Origin of the sequence: Hoeflea algicola, assembly GCF_026619415.1 — a bacterium.
Taxonomy (GTDB): Bacteria; Pseudomonadota; Alphaproteobacteria; order Rhizobiales; family Rhizobiaceae; genus Hoeflea; species Hoeflea algicola.
In genome coordinates this window covers 2,136,393-2,154,565 of the sequence record NZ_JAOVZR010000001.1, presented here as the reverse complement: position 1 = coordinate 2,154,565, position 18,173 = coordinate 2,136,393, and the positions used below count along the sequence as shown (strand labels likewise).

Below are 18,173 nucleotides of genomic sequence, written 5' to 3'. Positions count from 1 at the left end.
GCTGAATGGATTCGCTCTGCATTTTTTGCGGTTCTTCGGTGGCCAACGCTCACGCAGTCGCATCTGAGGATGGTCAGCTCTAAAAATCAGAGTGTATGAGATGGATGTCGAACTTCGCGGAATTACCAAACGTTTCGGCCCTGTGGTCGCCAATTCAGGCGTCAACCTGACCATTCGCAGTGGTGAAGTGCTCGGACTGCTGGGGGAGAACGGCGCAGGCAAGTCTACCCTGATGAATGTGCTGTGTGGCCTCTACCGACCTGATGAAGGCGAAATCCTGATCGACGGCAAGCCTGTGACCTTTGATGGACCGGGTGCGGCGATCAAGGCCGGCATCGGCATGGTGCATCAGCATTTCATGCTGGTCCCGGTTTTCACCGTGGCCGAAAATGTCGTGCTCGGTGTCGAGCCGACGGGCCGGGCGGACTATCTGGATCTTGACGCCGCCAGGGCTCAGGTCAGGCAGATTCACGAGCAATACGGGTTGGAGGTCGATCCGGACGCGCTGATTGAAAACCTTCCGGTGGGTGTCCAGCAGCGGGTGGAAATCATCAAGGTGCTGTTTCGCTCTGCCGAAGTGCTGATCCTTGATGAGCCGACCGCAGTGCTGACACCGCAGGAAGTCTCTGAGTTTTTCGAGATCGTCAAATCCCTGCGCGATGCCGGCAAGGCGCTGGTGTTCATCACCCACAAGCTCAACGAAATTCTCGAAATTGCGGATCGGATCAGCGTCCTGCGCGGCGGTGAAATTGTTGGTGAAGGCGATCCGAAAAAATTGTCTACGACTGATCTGGCCGAGATGATGGTCGGACGACCGGTGAGCTTCGATGTTGTCAAGAAACCATATGAGCCGGGACCGTCGATGATCGAAGTGAGCGACCTGGTGGTGCTCAACGAGAATGATTCCGTGGCTGTCGACCATCTCGACTTCACCATCAAGAGCGGTGAAATCGTTGGGATCGCAGGTGTCCAGGGCAATGGCCAGTCTGCGCTTGTCGAGGCGCTGGCGGGCTTGCGCGAGGTGGTGGGCGGTTCGATCCGCTATGCCGGCGAGGATATCACACGCGCATCACCCAGGGCGCGCCACAAGATGGGTATTGCGCATATTCCGGAAGACCGCCAACGCACCGGAATTATCCCCAGTTTCACGGTCGCGGAAAACATGGTGCTGGACACCTATTATGACGAGCGCTTTTCTTCCGGGCTCGAGATCAAGTGGGATAAGGTCCGCGAAAATGCAGCGCAGAATGCTGTCGAGTTCGATGTTCGCACGCCGTCGGTCTATGCCGCGGCCGGGCATTTGTCCGGCGGCAATCAGCAAAAGTTGGTGGTGGCCCGGGAAATGTCCCGCGACACCAAGTTCCTGATTGCGGCGCAGCCGACCCGTGGCCTTGATGTCGGATCAATCGAGTATATTCATCAGCGGCTGATTGATGCCCGCGACGAGGGCGACGGGGTGCTGATCGTCTCATCGGAACTCGACGAAATCTTGGCGTTGTCAGACCGGATTCTGGTGATGTTCAAGGGCCGGATCGTGGCCGAGTTCGATGCCAGCAAGGGCCCGGTCGACAAGAACGCCGTGGGACTGGCGATGGCGGGAGCAAAAGCATGAGCGATTCCAATATCGACGAGGCCGTACAGGCCCTGCTCAAACGCGCCGCGCCGGGGCGGACCGAATTCGAGGATCTGGTGATTGTACCGGTGTTCGCCATTGTCGCAGCCTTGATCCTGGGCGCACTGACAATGCTGGCTACCGGGGTGGAACCGGGCACGATCGCCCGCTCCTATCTGGCGCTGCTGAAAGGCTCGGTCGGTTCGGTCAACGCCATCTCGGAAACGCTGACGGCAGCCACGCCGTTGGTGCTTGCTGGGTTGGGATTGGCGCTCGGCTTCCGCGCTGGACTGTTCAATATTGGAGCCGAGGGGCAGATCCTGGTCGGCGGCATGGCGTCGGTGATCGCCGGGTTCAGCCTCTCCGGACTGCCCTACATTGTGTTGTTGCCCATCAGCCTGCTGGCTGGCGCGCTGGTGGGCGGGCTCTATGCGGCGATTGCCGGGTGGCTGCGCGCAGCCACCGGCGCCCATGAGGTGATCTCGACGATCATGCTCAATCTGATTGCCTACAGGTTGGTCGACTACATGTTGCGGCTGCCCTACGTGCAGCGCGCCGGGCGCAGCGACCCGATTTCCAAATCGGTTCCTGAAAATGCGCAGCTGCCCAGATTGCTGGAATGGATCGACCCGAATCTGCGGGTGCATGCGGGTATTTTCCTCACTCTCGCCGCAGTGCTGCTGGTCTACTGGATCCTGTACCGGACGAAGATCGGCTTCGAATTTCGCGCCAGCGGCGCAAGCCCCGATGCGGCGCGATTTGCCGGCATGCGCTCCGGTCTGATCATCGTTGCGGCGATGGCGACTGCGGGCGCGCTTGCAGGCCTTGCCGGCTCTGCGCAGGTGCTGGGTGTGCTGGACCGGGCGACGCCAGGGTTTTCGGCAGGGATCGGCTTTAACGCCATCGCTGTTGCGTTGCTGGGTCGGTCGCATCCGTTCGGCGTGCTTCTGGCCGGGCTGCTGTTCGGCGGGTTGGAGGCCGGGGGCAGGCAGATGCAGGTTGACGCCGGGGTGAGCATCGACCTGATCGGCATCATCCAGTCCCTGATAATCGTGTTCATCGCTGCACCGCTATTGGTGCGGGCGATTTTCCCATGGGGCTTTCGCAAGCCCGGAACGGCGCGGAAGGAGTAGGTCATGACAACAATTCAAAACCCCACCGCCGATAGCCCGGCCCGGCTTGATCTTGGAAAGCAGAAACATGCCCGGATTTCCGGCGCGGTGCTGATCGCGTTGGCGGTGCTGGTGGCGCTGGTGTTTGGCGCCGGCAGCGAAGGCAGCGCAGTGTTCAGGCTGTCACGGCCGACCGATGCGCTGGTGTTGCCCAATCTGAGCGTGCCGGCGGCGCAGTTCAATTTCATCGCGGCGGGCATTCTCGCATTTTTAGGCGCGCGGCAGTTCCTGCGCGGCGGCGTGCGCTGGACATCGCTTTCGCTCGGGCTCGGTTTGGCGCTGGCCGTGGTCGCGTTTCTGGTCTGGGCCACTGCCGGCAAGGCGTTTTCGCTCACCGGCATGCTGCAGGCCACCATGGTTCGCGCCGTGCCGATCGCGCTTGGCGGTCTCGCCGGTGTGCTGTGCGAGCGCGTGGCGGTGGTCAATATCGCCATCGAAGGCATGTTGCTCGCCGGTGCTTTTGCCGGCGCGCTGGTCGGCTCTTTGCTCGGTGGTATCGCCGGGTTGACGGCTGCGGTGGCAGTTGGCGGCCTGTTCGGGTTTTTCCTGGCGGCGCTGGTGGTGACCTACCGGATGGACCAGATCATCGCCGGGGTGGTGATCAATCTGTTCGTGCTGGGGCTGACATCCTATGTCAGCAGCCAGGTGTTCCAGGAATACCGCTCGCTTAACAATGCGCCGGTGTTCCGGGCGATTAAAATCCCGCTTTTGGGTGACATTCCGGTGATCGGGCCGATGCTGTTTTACCAGAACATCTTTGTCTATGGCGCATTGGTCATGGTGGCGGTGGCAACCTACTACCTATTCTACACCCGTACCGGACTGAGAGCTCGGGCGGTAGGTGAACACCCGCGGGCTGCTGATACGCTGGGGATCGATGTCTACCGCACCCGGTTCATCAATGTGACGCTGGGTGGCATGGTCGCGGGCTTTGGCGGCGCCTGGTTCACGCTGGGTTCGGTCGGGCGGTTTGACGAGAACATGACCGGCGGACGCGGCTATATCGGGCTGGCGGCGATGATCTTCGGCCGTTGGCATCCGGTGGGCGCGCTGATGGCGGCGCTGGTGTTCGGCTTTGCCGATTCCATGCAGCAGAAACTGGCCTTGCTGCAAACGCCGATCCCATCGGAATTTCTGGCAATGGCGCCTTATATCGCTACTATCATCGTGGTGGCCGGCTTTGTCGGCGCGCGCGCGCGCCAGCTGCGGACGGGCAGCCCTATATCAAGGAATAGGCTGCGAATATTAACAAGGCGAGGTAGCCATGGTTGATCGGGAGGCGGGGGCGCGCGGGAACGGAGCGGTGGACGCCTGTCCGGCTCACGCTGCAGCCGGATCCGGCAATGCTGCGATGGGCGGATGCCCGGTATCGCCGCAAGCGGCAGCCTTCGATCCGTTTTCACCGGCCTATCTCGCCAATCCAGCCGAAGCGCTCAAGTGGTCGCGCGAGCAGGAACCGGTGTTTTACAACCCCGAGCTCGGCTACTGGGTGGTCAGCCTCTACGATGACGTCAAGGCGGTGTTTCGCGACAACATCACCTTCTCGCCGTCGATTGCGCTGGAACGGGTGGTACCGCCGAGCGAGGCGGCGCTTGCGACCCTCAAACGCTACAATTACGCCATGAACCGGACTTTGGTGAATGAGGATGAACCGGCGCATATGGAGCGCCGTCGGGCGCTGATGGATCATTTCCTGCCGGCCAATCTCGCGCAAAAGGAGCCGATGATCCGGCGGTTGACGCGCGAAAAGGTCGATGCTTTCATCGATAATGGGCGGGTTGATCTGGTCGAGGCGATGCTGTGGGAAATTCCGCTCACAGTGGCGCTGCATTTTCTGGGGGTTCCCAAGGAAGACATGGACAGGCTCAAGGAATTTTCCGTGGCGCACACGGTCAATACCTGGGGCAAACCCTCGCCCGAGCAGCAATTGCATGTGGCCGAATCTGTCGGCCGGTTCTGGCAATATGCGGGGCAAGTGCTCGACAAGATGCGCCAGGAACCCGACGGCCAGGGCTGGATGCACCAAGCAATCCGCAAGAATGCGGAAATTCCCGATGTAGTGACCGATTCCTATCTGCACTCGATGATGATGGCGATCATCGTGGCCGGGCACGAGACTACCGCGCTGGCAAGCACCAACGCATTGAAATTGCTTCTATCCAACCGGCTTGTCTGGGAGCGGATCTGTAACGACCCGGCGCTGATCCCGAACGCCGTCGAGGAGTGTTTGCGGCTTGAAGGCTCGGTCGTCGCGTGGCGCCGTCAGGCCACCCGCGACACCGAAATTGCCGGCATCGCCATCCCGAAGGATGCCAAACTGCTGATCGTCAGCGCCTCGGCCAACCACGACCCTCGGCATTTCGAGAACAGCGATTTTCTCGACATCTATCGAGACAGCGCCGCCGAGCACCTGACTTTCGGCTATGGCAGCCACCAGTGCATGGGCAAGAATTTTGCGCGGCTAGAGATGCGGATCTTTATCGAGGAACTGTGCCGGAGGCTGCCGCATATGCGGCTGGTTGAGGGCCAGCAGTTTACCTACCTGCCAAACCTCGCCTTTCGCGGGCCCCAGAAGCTGGAGGTCGAATGGGACCCGGCCAACAACCCGGAGCGTACCGATCCGGCGATTGTCGAGCGCGAAATCTCTTTCCCGGTCGGCGCGCCGACCAGCAAGGAGATCACCCGGAGTGTCCGCGTTGCCGAGATCAGCGTTGCCGCCGACGGGATCAAGCTGTTACGGCTGGAAGACCCCGACGGACTGCCACTGCCGGCCTGGACGCCGGGTGCCCATATCGATCTGGTGCTTGGCGCCTTTAGCCGTAAATACTCGCTGTGCGGCGATCCTTCGGCGTCTGACTATACAATCGCAGTGCTGCGCGAGGAGAATGGTCGCGGCGGTTCGCAGTTCATTCACGAGGAACTCAGGCCCGGTATGACGGTGCGGCTGCGCGGCCCGAAAAACTATTTCCGGCTGGAGGAGCAGGCCGGACGCCATGTTCTGATCGCCGGCGGCATCGGCATCACGCCGATTGTCGCAATGGCCGACCGACTGAAGCAGATCGGCGCCGATTACGTCGTCCACTATTGCGGTCGGTCACGCGGAGCAATGGCGCTTGCCGACCGGCTGATCGCCGATCATGGCGAACATGCGGTGCTGCATGTTTCGGATGAAAGTGGCCGCGCCGATCTCGCCGCGATTATTTGCGATTGTGGCGAGGATGTGCGGGTTCACGCCTGCGGGCCGCAGCGTTTGCTCGATGCGCTTGCCCGGCTTTGCGCGGACCGACCGGAAGGTATGCTCAAAAGCGAGCGGTTTACCACTGATGTCGGAGGAATGGCGCTTGAGGGCGATACTTCGTTTGAGATCGAGCTGGAAGATTCCAATCTGACGCTCACTGTTCCCGCCGGCGAGACGCTGCTCGATGTGGTGCGCGCCGCGGGCATTGATGTGCCGAGCGATTGCGAGGAGGGGCTGTGTGGCAGTTGCGAGGTGCGGGTGCTCGAAGGCGGGGTCGATCATCGCGACCGGGTACTGTCGACCGCCGAACGGGCGGAAGGCGGGCGGATGATGGCTTGCTGCTCACGCAGCGCCGGTGGAATGCTGCGGCTGGCGCTGTGAGCGCATATCGGTGGTTGATCGGCGGATGTGGGGCGGGTATTAGCTGCGAACATACACGCCAGAGCGATCGTCCGGACGGATCGGCAAATGCCCAAACTGCTCATAGTCACCGACGCCTGGCGACCGCAGATCAACGGCGTTGTCCGCTCGATTGAGAACCTGGTGCCGTGGCTTGTGCGGTTGGGCATCGAGGTCGATATCCTGTCGCCGGCCGAATTCCACACCGCGCCGTTGCCGGGATATCCGGAGATCCGCCTGGCGCTGACAACGCCGGGGCGCGTGCGGCGACGGATCGAGGCGTGCGACCCTGACTATATCCATATCGCCACCGAGGGACCTCTGGGCGTGCTTGCCCGCCGCACTGCTCTAAAGCGCAATGGGTTTACCTCAAGCTATCACACCCGTTTTCCGGAATATGTCGCGGCCCGCTCGCCCATTCCGGAGAGATGGCTCTATTGGTTCATGCGGTGGTTTCACAATGCGGGGCGCGGTTGCTTGGTGGCGACCGCCAGCCTGCGCGATGAGCTGTCGTCCAGGGGCTTTGCAAATATACACATCTGGTCGCGCGGCGTTGATACACAGCATTTTCGACCGGACTACGCGCCTCCGCTTGAGCTGCCGCGTCCGGTGTTTGTCCATGTCGGCCGGATGGCGGTGGAGAAGAATGTCGAGGCCTTTTTGAAGATGAAGCTGCCTGGCAGCAAGCTGGTCGTCGGCGATGGACCTTTGCTGGAAGAATTCAGGGCGCGCTACCCGGATGTGGTGTTTACCGGCGCCAAGTCGGGCACGGAGCTCGCAACGTTGTACGCGATGGGTGATGTCTTCGTGTTTCCGTCGCTAACGGACACGTTTGGTCTGGTGGTGCTTGAGGCGCTTGCTTCGGGGGTGCCGGTTGCTGCCTATCCGGTCACCGGGCCGAAGGATATTCTGGGAAACTGCGGTGCAGGGGTTGTGGATGAGGACCTGCACAAGGCGGCGCTTGCCTGCCTTTCGCTTTCTGGCGTCGATGCCCGCGCCCGCGCCATGGACTTCTCCTGGAAGGCCTGCGCCGACCAATTCCTGGATGCGACATATGTGAGTTTCGGCATCGCCCCTTAAGCCGAGTTCAGGGCGGAATTGCGCATGCTGCGGCGTTGTGACCGATCGCTGCGGCAAAAATGCTAGCAATTGCAATCGGTTGTTTGGTTTCCGTTAACAAGCAGCAGCTACCGTCATCAAGCGCATGATGCGAATGAAAGCTGGCAAGGGCAACGGAGCCGAATGTCCAATGGGTGTGAAGCACCCGGGAATATTCGGCCGGCATTTGTCGATGAAGATGAATAAGAGTTGGATGAATGGGGATCGGTCCGGTTCCCAAATCGCCCGACGACTACGTGGTAGTAGCAGGACTGAGTAAATGCTGAAGCAGACACGAAATAGATGGTTTGACTGGGGAGCGGAGTTCAGTTTTTCCATCATCCTTCTCGGCCTACTGGCTTTGGGAGGGATCCTCATTCTATGGTTCCAGGGTGTCGGTCAGCCGGAAAATGCCGGGTATACTACTTCCGGCGTGCTCCTCATCGGTATCGCTGCCTGCGTGCCGCTGTTTCTGCTGATCTCGGTACTGGACCTGAAGAGCCGGCTGAAATCCCTCGGCAAAGACCACGCCCGGGTTCTTGCGCAATCCGAACGTGACGCACTGACCGGCGTTTTCAATCGTGAAAAATTTGTTTTTGAAGCCAAGTTGGCGCTCGAAACCCGTTCAAACACATCGTTCTTTGCGCTGTTCCTGGCCGATATCGATCACTTCAAACAAGTCAATGATAGCCTTGGCCACCCGGCGGGGGATACGGTTCTGGTGCATTTTGCCGAAAAACTGCGGATGCATTTCCCTGGTGCGCAGGTGGGGCGGCTGGGGGGCGACGAGTTCGGGGTGCTGATCGAGCATTCTGACCCGATTACCGCAAAATACGCTCACGAGTTGTGTGCCGGTCTCGAGAGCGGGCTATCAAAGTCGGCCAGCGTCGGCAACCATCGTTTGTCGGTCTCTGCGTCGATCGGCATTGCGCTGGCGCCCTATCACGGCAAGACTTGGAGCTCGCTGTTCATCAATGCCGACATGGCGCTTTATGCGTCGAAGAAAAATGGCCGCGCCTGCGCGACGCTGTTTCAGGAAGAGATGCTGACTGACATTCGCAACGAGAAGGCGCTGGTTCGCGAATTGCGCGCTGCCCTTCTGCTCAGACATTTGCGCGTGGCTTATCAGCCGATTGTCGATGCCAATGGCCGGTTGGTGGCCTTTGAGGCGCTTCTGCGCTGGCGGCATGCGCTGAGGGGCGTGATCCCGCCGGATATCTTCATCCCGGTCGCCGAACGAGCATTGATGATCGGCGACATCGGCGATTATGTCCTGAGCCACGTGTGCGAGGACATGCCACGGTTGCCGGACGTGCCGGTCAATGTGAACCTCTCGGCCAATCAGATCGCCAAGCCGGACCTGAAAGCACAGATGCTCAAGATCCTTGCGGAAACCGGAACGGACCCGCACCGGATTATCCTTGAAATCACCGAAAGCGCCTCGTTGGCGGCCAATCCGGTCATTGCCGGCCAGATTTCGGCGTTGCAGGATGTTGGCTTCCGCATTGCGCTCGATGATTTCGGCATGGGCTATTCCGAGTTCAACCAGCTGCGGGCACTTCCCTATGACGTGATCAAGATCGACAAGAGCTATATCCGCACACTGGGCTCCGACCATGTCACCGATGTTTTTGTCAGTGCGGTGGTGGAAATCGCTCGCTGTGCCGGCAATTGCATTGTTGCCGAAGGAATTGAGACCGAAGCCGATCTCATGCGCGCCAGTGCGGCGGGTTGTGACCGCTTCCAGGGTTACTATTTCGGCAAGCCGAGCTTCATCGAGGATATGGACGGCAGCCGTCTGGACTACGGCAAGGCAACGCCGGACCAGGAGAGTGAACGAGAAGTGGCCTGATCCCGAGATCAATGGCCTGCGGGTTCCAGTTTCCGTTGGCGCCCGTTTCCCGCCGGGCAGGGTCAGTTGTCCACCGTTTTCACATAACTGTCACGTCCTTGTCGTGATCCTGCAATCTCGCTGATGGCACATCGCCGGAAATCAAACCGGGAGATTGCCCTATGTCGAGATTGCTTTGTTTCACCTCCGCCCTTGCCATGATCGCCGCTTCGGCGTCGGCCGCGGAGATGAATTTCAACAGGATTTCATCGCTGGCCACGCCTTCGAACATGGCCGCCGGCGAAGACATGAACCGTGAAACATCCGCAGAAATCATCGCCGCCAGCGAAGATGGCCAGCGTCTGGTCTATACCGACAGCCCGCTGGGTGTGATCGGCATCATCGATATCGCCGACCCGGCCAATCCCAAGCCGCTCGGAAACGTGTCGATGCAGCCCGTCGACGGTGGCGAAGCCGAGCCAACATCTGTCACCGTTATTGGCGGCAACGCTTTTGTCGCGGTCAACACCTCCAGTAATTATGTCGAGGTTGGCGGCAAGCTGCTGACCGTCGATATTGAAAGGCGCACGATTTCCGCAAGCTGTGATCTTGGTGGTCAGCCGGATTCGATTGCCAGCGCGAAGGACGGTTCGTTCCTGGCCATCGCCATTGAGAACGAGCGTGACGAGGATCTTAATAACGGAGTTCTGCCGCAGATGCCTGCTGGCCAGGTTGCTTTCATCGACGTCAAGGATGGCGTAGCTGATTGTGCGAGCCTGCGGTTTTCCGATGTGACGGGTTTGGCCGAGATCGCGCCGGAAGATCCGGAGCCCGAATTTGTCGATATCAATAGCCTTGGCGAAACTGTGGTGACGCTGCAGGAGAATAACCACATCGTCGTGCTCGACCGTGCTGGCAAGGTGGTCTCGCACTTCTCTGCCGGTGCCGTGACGCTGGAAAATGTCGACCTTACCGATGAACGCGGCGCGCTGCGGTTCACCGAAGCCCAGACAGACCGCAAGCGTGAACCCGATGCCGTTGGCTGGATCGACAACGATCATTTCGCCATTGCCAATGAAGGCGATTACGAGGGTGGATCGCGTGGTTGGACCATCTTCAACAAGAATGGCACCGTGGTCTATGATTCGGGCATGTCATTCGAATATGCGATTGTTGAGGCTGGCCATTACCCGGACAAGCGCTCGGACGCCAAGGGCGCGGAGCCGGAATCAATCGAAGTGGCGATATTTGACGGCAAGCCCTATGTGTTCGTCGGCGCCGAACGGGCATCCATCATCGGTGTCTACGATGTCAGCAACCTGGCAAAACCGGTGCTCACCCAGATGTTGCCGTCGGGCATAGCGCCTGAAGGCATCGTCGCCATCCCCTCGCGCAACCTGGTCGCATCGGCCAACGAAGCCGATCTGATCGAAGACGGCGGCGTGCGCAGCCATGTGATGCTGTATCAGCGCGAGAACGCGCCGGCCGCCTATCCGCAGATCACTTCGGCAGGGTCGGATGCGCTGATTGGCTGGGGCGCGCTCTCGGGGCTTGCAACCGATGCCGACACCACCGGCAAGCTCTATGCGGTCAATGACAGTTTCTATGGCTATCAGCCGACGATCTTCACCATCGACGCCACCCAGACTCCGGCGCGCATCACCTCGGCACTGGAGATCACGCGGGCCGGTTTCCCCGCCCAGAAGCTTGATCTGGAAGGTGTGACGACCGATGGCGAGGGCGGCTTCTGGTTGGCTTCGGAAGGCCGGACCGACCGGATGGTTCCGCATGCGCTGTACCACGTCAACGCCAAGGGCGTGATCAAGCAGGAAATCTCCCTGCCTGAGGAACTGCTGGCGCAGGAAAAACGCTTCGGCTTCGAAGGCATTGCCCGTCTGGGTGACACCTTGTGGATGCCGGTGCAGCGTCCTTGGCACGATGACGCCAAGAATGAGGTCAAGCTGGTGGCCTATAACACCAACAGCAAGGAATGGGGTGCTGTGCGCTACCAGCTCGATGCACCGGCCGACAAGGGCTGGGTCGGATTGTCCGACATCGAAATCCACGGCGACTATGCCTATATCATCGAGCGCGACAACCAGATCGGCGCCAAGGCTGCGATCAAGAAGATCTTCCGCGTTGCCCTGAGCCAGATGGTTCCGGCAAAGCTGGGTGGTGAATTGCCGCTGGTGGAGAAGGAAGAAGTTCGCGACCTGCTTGACGAGCTGAAGGCACTCAACGGCTACGTGGTCGACAAGGTCGAAGGTCTTGCGATTGATGCCAACGGCAAGGGCTACATCGTCACCGACAATGACGGCGTCGATGACAGCTCCGGCGAAACCCTGTTCTTCACCGTCGACGGTCTGGCACCGGTTTCCAACTGACCGTAGGCATTGAAATAATGAGGCCGGGCGTTGTCATGCGCCCGGCTTCTTGCAGTTCAGGTAGGTCTGTGACCGTTTGATGCTACGGCGAAGGCGGAGTCACCGATTTGCGCCATTGCGACAGGAACCGGGCCCGCTTGGCGCGGTCGAGCGATACCAGCAGCGCCGGTGACAACGGGATCGGCCGTAATGCCGGTTCCTTGTTGTCGGTCAGTCCGGGCAGGGCGCCGGGGCCGCTCAGCGGTGTGAGCAGGCGGGTTTCCCCGTCAAGGATCGCACGGCCTGCCGGGGATAGAGCCAGCTCCAAAAACGCTCGGGCGGCGTTCGCCGCACGGGCTTCGCGCGGAATATAGCCGGCGCGAGCCAGAACCAGGGTGTAATCGCTCGGCAGTACCACGCCGATGCGCGGGTCTTTTTCAGCCCGCGACAGCGCATAGGAGCCGAGTACGTTGTAGCCGATCAGCGCGCGGCCATCGGCGACCCGGTCGATGACTTCCGAGCTGCAACAGAAAGTGGCGACGTTGTTGCGGCCAAAGCCCTCGATCAGGCGTCCCCAGGTGCTGGCCTCGGTGGAATCCTGAAAGGCGAACAGATAGCCGACGCCGGATTCCTCGATATCGTAGGTGGCGATGCGACCGCTGAGCTTGTCGGATTGCCGCATCATGTCGATCAGGTCGAACCGGCTCAAGGGCGGACCTTCGGCGGCGAATTCGGCGCTGTTGTAAACGATCACCGCCGGCTCATAGGTCAGGCCCATCAGTTCGCCGCGCCATTGTGCCCAGTCAGGCAGGTCTGCGAGAACAGGGCTGCCGATCTCGCGGGCGCAGCCGCCATTGACCAGGCGTACCTGCTGGGCGATCGATGAGGAGATCACCAGGTCGGCGAAAAATGTCCGGTCGCTGCAGGCTTTCGAAACCGTGGCGTCGAGACTGTTGGACGTATCCTCGATATAGCTGACCGAGATGCCAGGGTTCTGCTGTTGGAAAGCCGAAATCAGCGGCCGCATGAAATCAAGATCGGTGACGCTGGCGATCACCAGTTCGGTGTTGCCGGAAGCGGCTTCAAACCGGGTCAACGTTTCTGCGGCCTCCGGTTTGCCCGGTAGCGCGGCAATGGTGATCAGGGCCGTGCCCAGAAGGAGGAGCCTGGGATTAGTCATGAAAGGCCGGTTTCCGGTGAGGAAGGCGTTGATGGAGGCACCAGCGGCAATTCGACACCGACCAGAAAGCCGCCGCCGGTTGTGCGTGCTGTGGTGATTGAGCCCTGGTGAAACTCGGCAACCTCGGCAACGATGGCCAGCCCCAATCCGGCGCTTTGCGGGTTGGTGGTATCGCGGGCGAAACGCTGGCCGATGCGGCTCAACTGATCAGCGCTCATGCCGGGGCCACTGTCATGGGCGGCGATCAAAGCCCGGTTGTCGGGGGTGATGCTGACGCGCAGCCAGACCGGCGGTTGGCCATGGGCCAGCGCGTTGGTGAGCAGGTTTCGGGCGGCTTCGCGCAGGCTGAAGGCATCGCCTGTCACCATCACCGGATCGTCGGGAAGATCGAGTTCGATGCCCTCTGAACCACCGGTGCGACGGGCTTCGCGCTCTGCCTCCACCGCCACCCGCCGCAGGTCAATCAGCGCCAGCGTTGCGGAATCGGCGCGATGCGTCACCAGCGCATGCGATAGCAATTGATCGGTTAACCGGCTGATGCCGATCGCCCGGTCGCGGATGCGCCGCTGCAGCGTCTTTAACCGACCAGGATCGGTTTCCTCCATGGCGAGTTCGGTCTGGGCGCGCAGCGCGGTGATCGGTGTGCGCATCTGGTGAGCAGCGTCGGCGACAAACCCCTGCATGGCGCCGACCCGCCGATCGAGTCGCGCCATGAAGCGGTTGATGGCGGCGACCAGCGCCTCGACTTCGCGTGGCGTGGTGGTGGTAAAGGGCGTCAGATCCTTCGGGTCGCGGGCCAGAATGGCGCGTTCGATGCGGCGCAAGGGGCTCAGCGCCAGTCGCATGGCGAGCAAGGCCAGGATCAGGGTAACGCCGCCGGCGATGACGACGCCAATCACCGCCCGGGTGACGATCTCATGGGCGAGTTCGGAGCGGGCGCGCAGGGTTTGCGCCACCACAACCGTAATCGGTCCACGCACCGCGCGCTCGGCGAGAAAACGCTGCATGCGGATGGCGCGCACTGCTTCGCCGGAGAAGTCGGCGTCATAGAGCAAGGGTTCATTCCGGGGGGCGGTCTGTTCAGGCAACGGAAAATTCTCGTCGCCGGTCAGGGTCACGCCATCGGGACCGAGGATCCGGTAAAAGATCCGGTCTTCGGAAGCCAGCGACAGCAGGCCGAATGCCGAAAGCGGAATATCGATCACGGTTTCGCCCTCGACGACACTGATGCGTTCGGCGATCTGCAGCGCCGCGCCGGTCAGCAGTCGATCGAAAGCGCGGGTGGCCGCGGTCTGACCGTAGTTCAGTGCGGCGTAAACAGTGCCGGCCACGGCAATGGTCAAAAGCAGTGTCAGCAGAAGCGTCAGTCGCCAAGCGATCGAGTGGGCGGATGCGGATGGAATGATTGCGGCTGGTGGGCTCACGGCAAGGCAGGTCCGGGTTCACAGGCGCGTGCCTGATAGCCGAGGCCGCGCAGGGTCTTGATCTCCATGCCGGCGCCGGAAAGCTTGCGGCGCAGCCGGCCGACATAGAGCTCGATGGCATTGGGGCCAGCGTCGGCATCCATGCCGAACAACCGCATGATCAGCTCTTCTTTTTCGAGCACACGCCCCTTGTTGGCCAAGAATATCTCCAGCAGCAATTGCTCGCGCGGGGTCAACGACAGCGGTTCTCCATCCACGGTCGCCAGTCGCGTCACCATGTCGAATTCGAGATTGCCGGCCGACAGGCGCGCACCAGCCTCGCCGCTGCGACGCCGGACAATGGCGCGGACCCTGGCTTCCAGCTCGCCCAGATCGAAGGGTTTGACCATGTAGTCATCGGCGCCGAAGTCGAGCGCGCCGATCTTGTCGTCGACCGCCAGCCGCGCGGTCAGAACCAGAACCGGCACCGCGTTGCGTCGTCCTCGCAACCATTTGAGAAAATCCAGGCCTGAACCGTCGGGCAGGTTGATGTCGAGAATCACCAGATCATAGGTCGAGGCTGCGGCAAAATGCATCGCATCGGCCAACGAAGCAGCCCGGTCGCAGGCATGCCCGCCGCGCCCCAGCCGTTCGATTATGGCTTCTGCGACATCGGCCGTGTCTTCAACGACCAGAAAATGCATGGTCTGGGGCCTCCCGCCGGCTGACAGCTTGTTGACAGCTTTGGCGGTTAGCATAGCCACCATTCCACCTTTGAGGAAAGGTGGCATCTTCATTGTGGAGGAAATCATGAAGAACATTATCACACGGCTTGCCGCAACCGCTGTTGCCGTCGTTTCGCTGACCGCAGCTTCCTACGCGTTCGAGCCGGAAGCCACCGAGTGCATTGCACCGGCCAACCCCGGCGGCGGCTGGGATTTCACCTGCCGTCAGGTCGGCAAGACGCTGCAGGATCTCAAGGCTGTGCCGGGCACCATGCAGGTCACCAACATGGCCGGCGGCGGTGGCGGCGTGGCCTTCGCTGAAGTCGTCAACAAACGCAATGATGACAACGATCTGATCGTCGCCGCATCGTCGGCCACGTCCACTCGTCTGGCGCAGGGTGCCTATCCCGGCAACACCATGGACCAGGTGCGCTGGATCGGTGCGGTTGGCGCCGATTACGGCATCGTTGCGGTGGCCAAGGATTCGCCGGTCAACACGCTGCCCGAGCTTCTGGACATGATCAAGAAGGATCCCACCTCGGTCTCGATCGCCGGTGGGTCGGCCGTTGGTGGCTGGGATCATCTCAAGGTGCTGATCGCCGCCAAGAAGGCAGGCATCGATGATGTCCGGACCATCAAGTATGTTGCCTTCGATGGCGGCGGCGAGGCGGTCACGCAATTGCTCGCAGGCTCCGTGCAGGCGTTTACGGGCGATGCATCCGAGGCCAAGGGCTTTGTCGATTCCGGCGACATCAAGGTGTTGGCAGTACTTGCGCCTGAACGGCTTGAAGGCGATTTTGCCTCGTTTCCGACTGCCAAGGAGCAGGGCATCGACGTGATCGGCGCCAACTGGCGCGGGTTCTATGCGCCGGGCGGCATGTCCGACGAAGCCTATGACTATTGGGTCAACGCCATCGGCGGTGTTTACGATAGCGATGAATGGAAGGGCGTGATGGCCCAGAATGGCCTCGCCCCGCTGAACCTGCGCGGCGCGGAATTCCAGGCTTTCGTTCAGGAATCGGTCGATTCGATCACGACCATTTCCAAGGAAATCGGCCTGATCCAGTAAGGATCGGGACCAAGCCTTCGCCCGTATCCAACGGGCGGAGGCTGACTGTTCCGGCAATCGCCGGGTCACCGTGGAGGGGAGGGCGCCATGAGCGACCGGATCATGGGAGGCGTTGGCCTCCTGCTGGCAGCATTTTTCATCTGGCAAGCGACACTGATCAAGGAAAGCTTCATTTCCGATCCTGTCGGACCAAAGATATTTCCAATCATCATCGGCCTGCTGGTCGGCATTTCCAGCCTGGCGATTCTGCTCAAGCCGGATGACGAACCGGAATGGCCGGATTTCAGCCGGCTGTTCGAGGTTGGTCTCACCGTCGTTGTGATGATTGCCTATGCCTATGCCCTGCCGATCGCCGGGTTCGTGGTCTCAACCGCGGTCGCCGCCGGCTATCTCTCCTGGCGGCTGGGGACACCGCCGATCAAGGCGGTGATCGCCGGGATCGTCATTTCGGTCGGCATCTTTGTCATTTTCAATCTCATTCTGGGCTTGTCGCTTGCGCGCGGCCCGTGGGGCTTTTGAGGTAGGGTCATGGATAGTCTTTACGCACTTGCACACGGGTTTTCGATCGCCCTCACATTCCAGAATCTCGGTCTGGCGCTGATCGGCTGTTTTCTCGGCACCATCATCGGTGCGCTGCCGGGGCTTGGACCGTCCAACGGGGTGGCAATCCTCATTCCGCTGGCGTTTACGCTGGGGCTGCCGGCAACTCCGGCGCTGATACTGCTCACCAGTGTCTACTACGGCGCCATGTATGGTGGCCGCATCTCCTCGATCCTGCTCAACATCCCCGGTGACGAACCGGCCTTGATGACGACGCTGGATGGCTATCCGATGGCCAAGAAGGGCATGGCCGGTGAAGCGCTGGCGCTGTCGGGCCTTGCGTCGTTTGTCGGCGCATTCTTTGCCACCTGGGGGCTTGTTTTCCTGGCGCCGCAGCTGGTCAAGGTGGCGCTGCTGTTCGGTCCGGCGGAATATTTTGCGCTGTTCGCGCTGGCTTTCGCGACGCTGGGTGGCATCGCCAGCAAGAACCAGGCAAAGGCCGCACTGGCCGCCGGCCTCGGGCTCGGCATCGCCATGATCGGTGTCGATGGTCAGACCGGCGTGCCACGCTTTTCCTTTGGCGAAGTGCATCTGTATGACGGTATCGACTTCCTGGTGGCGATCGCCGGTCTGTTTGCGTTGTCGGAAGTATTCATCTTTCTCGAACACCGCGGCACTGCCAAGGCCACGGGCGATGCCTCCGGGGTCAAGCTCGGGCGCATAACCCCGCCCTGGTCGATGATCAAACAGACAGCGCCGACGATGGCGCGGTCGACAGTGCTCGGCTTCCTCGCCGGCGTGCTGCCGGGGGCCGGCGCCTCATTGGGATCGTTTATTGCCTATTCGGTGGAAAAGCGGCTGGTCGACAAGGACAAGACCTTTGGCACAGGCGATCCGCGTGGCGTGGCAGCCCCTGAAGCTGGCAATAACGCTGCGGCCGGCGGTGCGTTGGTGCCGATGTTGGCGCTCGGTGTGCCGGGGTCGGGCACGACTGCGGTGCTGCTGGCGATGCTGCTGGCGCTCAACATCACCCCCGGTCCGCTGCTCTTTACCGCCAACCCGGATGTGGTCTGGGGGCTGATCGCGGCCCTGTTCATTGGTAACTTCATGTTGTTGATCATGAACATTCCGATGGTCAGCCTTTTCGTGCGGGTGCTTTTGGTGCCGTCGCGCTATCTGATGCCGGCAGTGGCGATGATCTCGTTTGTCGGCATCTACGGTATTTCCGGCTCGACCTTCGATCTGATGGTGATGGTGTTCTTTGGCGTGCTCGGGTGGGTGCTGCGCAAGCTCGACGTGCCGCTGGTGCCAGTCATTCTGGGTGTGCTTCTGGGTAACCAGATGGAGGCCAATCTGAGACGGGCGATGACCATTTCGGATGGGGAGTGGAGCACGCTGGTAGCCTCGCCGTTGGCAATCGGGCTGTGGGCGTTCGCTTTTTTCGGCTTTATTCTGCCGATTGTCGCCGGACGGTTCTTCCGCTCCAAGCTGCCACGCACCGACAGCGACACAGATCCCGATTGATTGGGTGGTTTGCCGGTGG

The 18,173-nt window shown here is 60.9% G+C and carries 14 protein-coding genes; 10 read left to right on the top strand and 4 right to left on the bottom strand.

Features of this window, described 5'->3' with window-relative positions:
* The first annotated feature begins 100 nt into the window (after nt 1–100).
* The 6 genes from OEG84_RS10590 (at nt 101) to OEG84_RS10565 (ending at nt 9,371) form a co-directional block, all read left to right on the top strand.
* The gene (locus OEG84_RS10590) at nt 101–1,612 is read left to right on the top strand and encodes an ABC transporter ATP-binding protein (protein WP_267653726.1); all 1,512 of its coding nucleotides are present in this window, start codon (nt 101–103) and stop codon (nt 1,610–1,612) included.
* Nucleotides 1,609–2,745: an ABC transporter permease gene (locus OEG84_RS10585; protein ID WP_267653725.1), complete on the top strand. Its 1,137-nt coding sequence runs from the start codon at nt 1,609–1,611 to the stop codon at nt 2,743–2,745. Before OEG84_RS10590 ends, OEG84_RS10585 begins: the two co-directional genes overlap by 4 nt.
* 3 nt (nt 2,746–2,748) lie before the next feature.
* On the top strand, nt 2,749–4,056 hold the full coding sequence (locus OEG84_RS10580) for an ABC transporter permease (RefSeq protein ID WP_267653724.1): 1,308 nt from the start codon (nt 2,749–2,751) through the stop codon (nt 4,054–4,056).
* Nucleotides 4,049–6,403 carry a cytochrome P450/oxidoreductase gene (locus tag OEG84_RS10575; RefSeq protein WP_267653723.1) on the top strand — a complete coding sequence of 785 codons (2,355 nt, stop codon included), beginning with the start codon at nt 4,049–4,051 and terminating at the stop codon, nt 6,401–6,403. Before OEG84_RS10580 ends, OEG84_RS10575 begins: the two co-directional genes overlap by 8 nt.
* Before the next feature lie 87 nt (nt 6,404–6,490).
* Complete coding sequence (locus tag OEG84_RS10570) at nt 6,491–7,501, top strand: glycosyltransferase family 4 protein (RefSeq protein WP_267653722.1); 1,011 nt, start codon at nt 6,491–6,493, stop codon at nt 7,499–7,501.
* A 298-nt stretch (nt 7,502–7,799) separates the two neighbouring features.
* Nucleotides 7,800–9,371, top strand: a complete 1,572-nt coding sequence (locus OEG84_RS10565) for a putative bifunctional diguanylate cyclase/phosphodiesterase (protein WP_267653721.1) — start codon at nt 7,800–7,802, stop codon at nt 9,369–9,371.
* Between the two features lie 79 nt (nt 9,372–9,450).
* Here OEG84_RS10565 and OEG84_RS10560 read toward each other — a convergent pair whose 3' ends face one another.
* Nucleotides 9,451–9,660: a hypothetical protein gene (locus tag OEG84_RS10560; RefSeq protein WP_267656312.1), complete on the bottom strand. Its 210-nt coding sequence runs from the start codon at nt 9,658–9,660 to the stop codon at nt 9,451–9,453.
* Here OEG84_RS10560 and OEG84_RS10555 point away from each other — a divergent pair.
* A complete protein-coding gene (locus tag OEG84_RS10555) occupies nt 9,569–11,734 on the top strand; it encodes an esterase-like activity of phytase family protein (RefSeq protein WP_267656158.1) in 2,166 nt (721 codons plus the stop codon). The two genes, OEG84_RS10560 and OEG84_RS10555, sit on opposite strands and share 92 nt — an antisense overlap.
* An 82-nt stretch (nt 11,735–11,816) precedes the next feature.
* On the opposite strand, the gene OEG84_RS10550 is transcribed toward OEG84_RS10555, so the two are convergent.
* From OEG84_RS10550 to OEG84_RS10540, 3 genes are read right to left on the bottom strand one after another with little or no spacing between them, the layout of a single operon-like run.
* Complete coding sequence (locus OEG84_RS10550; protein WP_267653720.1) at nt 11,817–12,893, bottom strand: ABC transporter substrate-binding protein; 1,077 nt, start codon at nt 12,891–12,893, stop codon at nt 11,817–11,819.
* Complete coding sequence (locus OEG84_RS10545) at nt 12,890–14,317, bottom strand: sensor histidine kinase (protein WP_267653719.1); 1,428 nt, start codon at nt 14,315–14,317, stop codon at nt 12,890–12,892. The genes OEG84_RS10550 and OEG84_RS10545 overlap by 4 nt, the downstream gene beginning before the upstream one ends.
* Nucleotides 14,314–15,000, bottom strand: a complete 687-nt coding sequence (locus tag OEG84_RS10540; protein WP_267656157.1) for a response regulator transcription factor — start codon at nt 14,998–15,000, stop codon at nt 14,314–14,316. The genes OEG84_RS10545 and OEG84_RS10540 overlap by 4 nt, the downstream gene beginning before the upstream one ends.
* Before the next feature lie 106 nt (nt 15,001–15,106).
* On the opposite strand from OEG84_RS10540, the gene OEG84_RS10535 reads away from it, so the two are divergent.
* The 3 genes from OEG84_RS10535 to OEG84_RS10525 all read left to right on the top strand — a co-directional run bounded on the left by OEG84_RS10535 (nt 15,107) and on the right by OEG84_RS10525 (nt 18,154).
* Nucleotides 15,107–16,090: a Bug family tripartite tricarboxylate transporter substrate binding protein gene (locus OEG84_RS10535; protein WP_267653718.1), complete on the top strand. Its 984-nt coding sequence runs from the start codon at nt 15,107–15,109 to the stop codon at nt 16,088–16,090.
* A gap of 87 nt (nt 16,091–16,177) precedes the next feature.
* Nucleotides 16,178–16,609, top strand: coding sequence for a tripartite tricarboxylate transporter TctB family protein (locus tag OEG84_RS10530; protein ID WP_267653717.1), 432 nt, complete (start codon nt 16,178–16,180; stop codon nt 16,607–16,609).
* Nucleotides 16,610–16,618: 9 nt separating this feature from the next.
* Nucleotides 16,619–18,154 (top strand): tripartite tricarboxylate transporter permease, encoded by a 1,536-nt coding sequence (locus OEG84_RS10525; protein WP_267653716.1) that lies wholly within the window; start codon nt 16,619–16,621, stop codon nt 18,152–18,154.
* The last annotated feature ends 19 nt before the right edge of the window (nt 18,155–18,173 follow it).

What these genes read in the sequence shown, in the direction of transcription:
- OEG84_RS10590 (WP_267653726.1), top strand. Translation starts at nt 101, where the DNA reads ATGGATGTCGAACTTCGCGGAATTACCAAACGTTTCGGCCCTGTGGTC.
- OEG84_RS10585 (WP_267653725.1), top strand. Translation starts at nt 1,609, where the DNA reads ATGAGCGATTCCAATATCGACGAGGCCGTACAGGCCCTGCTCAAACGC.
- OEG84_RS10580 (WP_267653724.1), top strand. Translation starts at nt 2,749, where the DNA reads ATGACAACAATTCAAAACCCCACCGCCGATAGCCCGGCCCGGCTTGAT.
- OEG84_RS10575 (WP_267653723.1), top strand. Translation starts at nt 4,049, where the DNA reads ATGGTTGATCGGGAGGCGGGGGCGCGCGGGAACGGAGCGGTGGACGCC.
- OEG84_RS10570 (WP_267653722.1), top strand. Translation starts at nt 6,491, where the DNA reads ATGCCCAAACTGCTCATAGTCACCGACGCCTGGCGACCGCAGATCAAC.
- OEG84_RS10565 (WP_267653721.1), top strand. Translation starts at nt 7,800, where the DNA reads ATGCTGAAGCAGACACGAAATAGATGGTTTGACTGGGGAGCGGAGTTC.
- OEG84_RS10555 (WP_267656158.1), top strand. Translation starts at nt 9,569, where the DNA reads ATGATCGCCGCTTCGGCGTCGGCCGCGGAGATGAATTTCAACAGGATT.
- OEG84_RS10560 (WP_267656312.1), bottom strand. Translation starts at nt 9,660, where the DNA reads ATGTCTTCGCCGGCGGCCATGTTCGAAGGCGTGGCCAGCGATGAAATC.
- OEG84_RS10550 (WP_267653720.1), bottom strand. Translation starts at nt 12,893, where the DNA reads ATGACTAATCCCAGGCTCCTCCTTCTGGGCACGGCCCTGATCACCATT.
- OEG84_RS10540 (WP_267656157.1), bottom strand. Translation starts at nt 15,000, where the DNA reads ATGCATTTTCTGGTCGTTGAAGACACGGCCGATGTCGCAGAAGCCATA.
- OEG84_RS10535 (WP_267653718.1), top strand. Translation starts at nt 15,107, where the DNA reads ATGAAGAACATTATCACACGGCTTGCCGCAACCGCTGTTGCCGTCGTT.
- OEG84_RS10530 (WP_267653717.1), top strand. Translation starts at nt 16,178, where the DNA reads ATGAGCGACCGGATCATGGGAGGCGTTGGCCTCCTGCTGGCAGCATTT.
- OEG84_RS10525 (WP_267653716.1), top strand. Translation starts at nt 16,619, where the DNA reads ATGGATAGTCTTTACGCACTTGCACACGGGTTTTCGATCGCCCTCACA.